This window comes from Gemmatimonadales bacterium (assembly GCA_030697825.1).
GTDB lineage: Bacteria > Gemmatimonadota > Gemmatimonadetes > Gemmatimonadales > JACORV01 > JACORV01.
The window spans coordinates 1-4,036 of the sequence record JAUYOW010000292.1 but is presented as its reverse complement, the minus strand read 5'-3'; the positions used below and the strand labels follow the sequence as shown (position 1 = coordinate 4,036).

Annotated in this window: 5 protein-coding genes; all 5 read left to right on the top strand. The window is 72.3% G+C overall.

The genetic code is table 11. The annotated features are described in order from the left end of the window. Nucleotides 1–199 (top strand): hypothetical protein (locus Q8Q85_14525; protein ID MDP3775471.1); only part of this gene is annotated, 199 nt, incomplete at its 5' end. 59 nt (nucleotides 200–258) lie between these two features. Next, complete coding sequence (locus Q8Q85_14520) at nucleotides 259–1,056, top strand: hypothetical protein (GenBank protein MDP3775470.1); 798 nt, start codon at nucleotides 259–261, stop codon at nucleotides 1,054–1,056. After that, complete coding sequence (locus Q8Q85_14515) at nucleotides 1,057–2,592, top strand: polysaccharide biosynthesis C-terminal domain-containing protein (protein MDP3775469.1); 1,536 nt, start codon at nucleotides 1,057–1,059, stop codon at nucleotides 2,590–2,592. Beyond that, nucleotides 2,589–3,290, top strand: a complete 702-nt coding sequence (locus tag Q8Q85_14510) for a class I SAM-dependent methyltransferase (GenBank protein ID MDP3775468.1) — start codon at nucleotides 2,589–2,591, stop codon at nucleotides 3,288–3,290. The genes Q8Q85_14515 and Q8Q85_14510 overlap by 4 nt, the downstream gene beginning before the upstream one ends. Further along, nucleotides 3,290–4,036, top strand: a 747-nt coding sequence (locus Q8Q85_14505) for a glycosyltransferase (GenBank protein ID MDP3775467.1), incomplete at its 3' end; no start/stop codon positions are given. The genes Q8Q85_14510 and Q8Q85_14505, both read left to right, overlap by 1 nt.

Here is a 4,036-nt window from a genome sequence, read left to right as displayed (position 1 = left end):
GGATCAGGCGTGGGCGCTGGCGGCGCTCCGGGCCGGGCACGAGATCCGCTACGAGCCGCGGGCCGCCGCGTACCACGGCCACCGCTACGGCTTAGCCCGAGCCTTCCGGCGCAACTTCGACAGCGGCTCCTCGCTGCAGCGGCTGGGCCTGGCGTGGGCCCTCGGCGAGGCCCCGCGGCCGGGCGACGCGCGGCGTTGAGCGCGACGGTGCCGAAGGTTACTGTTGCCGGCCCGGGCGGTGACAGGGCGCCTCGAGCCATGGCCACAGCAGTCCTCGATTGGCTCCGCATTCTGGTTGGCCGGGAGCCACCCGACACCAGGTACGCCCGGCTGCACAGGCGGATGGTGCGGAAAGCCTGTCGGCTGGCACTGCGTGGAGAGGCCGACTGGCTGAGCGCGGTCGCCGTCCGCGGCGCGCCCGAGCTCGACGAGCGCGTGGTGGAGTTGCCGTGGGTGTACGGGAAACTGGCGAAGCGGCCGGGAGGGCGCTTGCTCGACGTCGGCTCGACACTGAACACGCCCTTCCACATCGAGCAGCTGCGCGGACGATTCGCGGAGATCGCGTTTCTGAATCCTTATCCGGACGACGGCTACCGCAGCGCGGTGCCGGGCGTGTCCTACGTCCCCCGTGACGCCCGCGACCCTGGTCTCCTCGCCGCAAGCTTCGGTCAGGTCACCTGCATCTCGACGCTCGAGCATGTCGGCTGCGACAACACGCTCTACGGAGCACTTCCGCAGCCCGCGGCCGGCGCTGCGGAGACGAACGAGGCGCGGGCCGCGGCAATGCGCGCCCTCCGCACTCTGGTTGCGCCCGGAGGGTCGCTGCTGCTCACGGTGCCGTACGGCCGCTACGAGGATCACGGCTGGTTCGTGCAGCTCGACGCGCCGAGTCTCGACGAGGCGATCGAAGCGTTCGCGCCCCTCGCGTCGGACGTGACGTATTTCCTGCATGACGCGCGCTGGCGGCGGGCGCGGGCGGACGAGTGCGCCGCCGCGCGGTACGGCGAGCGCACTCGAGGCGGGAGCGCGGTGGCCTGCGTCGAGTTGAGGGTGTAGGTGACGCTCGCCAGGCGGGTCGCCGCCAACGCCGCCACGGCGCTGGGCCTCCAGTCCGGCGTGATGCTGCTCGGTCTCGCGGCGACGGCCGTCTTCGTGCGCGCGCTCGGCCTGGAGCGGTACGGTGCGTGGGCGGTGCTCACCGCGGTCGTGGCCTACGGCGGGATTCTGGAGCTCGGCCTCGGCGTGTCGCTGGTGCGCCGCGTGGCCGCGCTCCACGCGGCAGGAGACCACGGGGCGCTCGCCTTGGCCGTGGGCGGCACGGTCACGGCGACGTCGGTGCTGGGGATCCTGGGCGCGGTCGTCGTCTTCGTGGCCGCGGGCCCGATCGCGGCAGCGATCCATGTGCCCTCGTACCTCGGCGCCGAGTTCGTGGCGGCGCTGCGCGTGAGTGCCGTGGCGGTCTGGTTCGCGGTTCCGAGCGCGGCGCTTGGCGCCGTCCCCACGGCTCTCCAGCGGCTGGACGCCGTGGTGGCGCTCGAGGCGGCCGTCACCTCGGGCGTGCTAGCGGTCCAGATCGGCGTCGCCCTCGGAGGCGGAGACCTCGTGGGCTTGGCTGTGGTGATGGTGCTCGGCCGAGTGGTGAGCTTGGCGGGTCGCGCGCTCCTCGCGCGCCGGCTCCTCGGGCGCCTCACCCTTCGGGTGAACCTGCGCTATCCGTTCTGGGCCGAGCTAGGTCGGTTCGGCGCCCTCAAGGTTGTGCATCAGCTCGCGTCCCTGCTGGTGCAGCACCTCGATCGCCTGCTGGTGGCGCTTTTCCTGTCGGCTGGCACCGTGGCCTACTATGCGGTGCCCCTCGACCTCGCCCAGAGGCTCCTCTTCGTGCAGAGCAACGTGTCTCTCGCCTTCTACCCTGCGGCGTGCGCCGCGGCCGCGCCGTCGGAGCGGTCCACGTTCTACTTCCTCTACGAGCGCACCAGCCGCGCGGTGGCGGTGGCGACCTTCCCGCTGGCGATGGTGCTGGTGGTCTTCGCGGGCCCTATCCTCTCGCTCTGGGTCGGTCCCGCAGTGGCCGCCCGGAGCGCGGACCTGCTCCGCGTGCTCGCCGCCGCCTACGCGCTGATGGCGCTGACGGCCATTCCATCCAATGCCGCGGACGCGCTCAACCGCCCTGAGATCTCTGCACGCTACAGCATCGCGGGACTCGCCATAAACGTGACGCTCGCGCTCATCCTGATCCCGCGCCTCGGCATCATCGGCTCGGGGCTGGCGATCCTCGGTAACGTGGTGCTGCAGGCGCCGTGGTTTGTGCGCGCGGTGACCCGCACGATAGTGGGTGCGCCGCTCTGGCCGTACGCGTTGCGGGCGATCGGGCAGCCGTTGGTGCCCGCGGCCATCGCTGGCGCCGTCCTCGTGGGAGCGGTCGCGACCGGGCTCGCGCGCGGGCCGGCCGGCCTCGCGTTCGCGGCGTTGGCCGGAGGGGCGGCGTTTCTGGTCGCGGTGCGGTGGATCGGCCTGTTCAATGTCGCGGAGGGCGAGGTCCTGGCCGAGCTGCCGGGTGGCCGGCTGCTCCGCTGGCTTGCTGGAAGCCGATGAGCGGGGGGACCGATCCATTCGGCCCGGCGTACTACGCAGCCCATGCGGCGGACCTGGGCTGGGGGCCGGACAGCCGGCCCGATCCGGCCAAGCTCGCCTTCCTCGAAGCGGAGGTGCGCGGGGCGCGGCTGCTGGACGTCGGATGCGGCCCGGGGGTGTACGCCGCCGCGCTCGCGCGGGCCGGTCGCAGCGTCGTCGGCGTGGACTACTCTGCCGGGCTGCTCGCCGCCGGCAGGGCGCGGAACCGCGCGTTCACCGCCGCCTGCGCGCCCGCGGAGGCCCTGCCGTTTCGCGACCGGAGCTTCGACACGACGCTCCTCCTCTCCATCCTCGAGCACGGCGATGACCTCGAGCTGCTGCGAGAAGCCGCGCGGGTGACGCGGGAACGGGTCATCCTGCAGGTCCCGCTGGCCGAGCCGGAGTTCCTCGCGCGGGCCGGCCTGCTGTTCTCGCACTGGTCCGACCGCAGCCACCTGCGGACCTACACCGAGAGGTCGCTGGCCGATCTCGTGGCACAGGCGCAGTGCCGCCTGGTCGCGATCAGCCCGGCGTTCCCGCGCGACATCACCGACCTCTATGTGAGCGCGTTGCGCGTGCCTGGTCCCGTGCGCACGCTGGTGCGCGCGGCCCTGAAGCCGCTCAAGCGGTTCGTGTCACCCGCGCCCGCCGAGGGCTTCGTGGTCGCCGAGCCACGGTGATGCGCGTCGCGATAGATGTCTCCGCGCTCTCCCCCGGTCTCGTGTCGGGGACCGCGGTGTACCTGTACCGTCTCGTCGAGGCGCTCGGCGCGCTGCCGGACTTGGAGCTTCGAATTTTGTACAACGGGTTGCCGGGCCTCGGAGCGCAGCTTGCCGCCTCGCTGGAGCGGCCGCGCGCGAAGGTCGTGTGCGCGTATCTCCGGTGGCGTGCGCTGCCGGGGCCGCTCTTCGACCGTCCGTACCCGGCGATCCTGCGGCGGGAGGTACACGCGGCCGACGTCTTCCACGTGGGCGAGTTCGTGTACCCGGAGCCCCTCCCGGGCAACCCGGTGGTGGCGACCGTGCATGACGTGACGACGAAGCTCTTTCCGGCGTGGCACTTCTGGGCGAATCGGCTCCTGCACCGTAGACGCCTGGCCTGGATTCGCCGCTACGCGACGCGCGTCATCATTGACGCCCAGGCGACGCGCGCCGACACCGCGGCCGTGCTCGGTGTTCCCAGCGATCGCCTCGACGTCGTGCCGCTCGCCCGCGGCACTGTGGCGCCCGGAAACGCTGGCGTGGCGGAGGCGCGTCGGCGATTGGGACTCGGTGAGGCGCCATATGTGCTCTTCGTGGGGACGCTCGAGCCTCGCAAGAACCTGGTTCGCCTGGTCCAGGCGTTTCGCCGCCTGCCGTCCGACCTCGGGACCATGCACCTGGTCCTCGCTGGCCCGTGGGGCTGTCGCGCGGGGGAACTCCGGGCG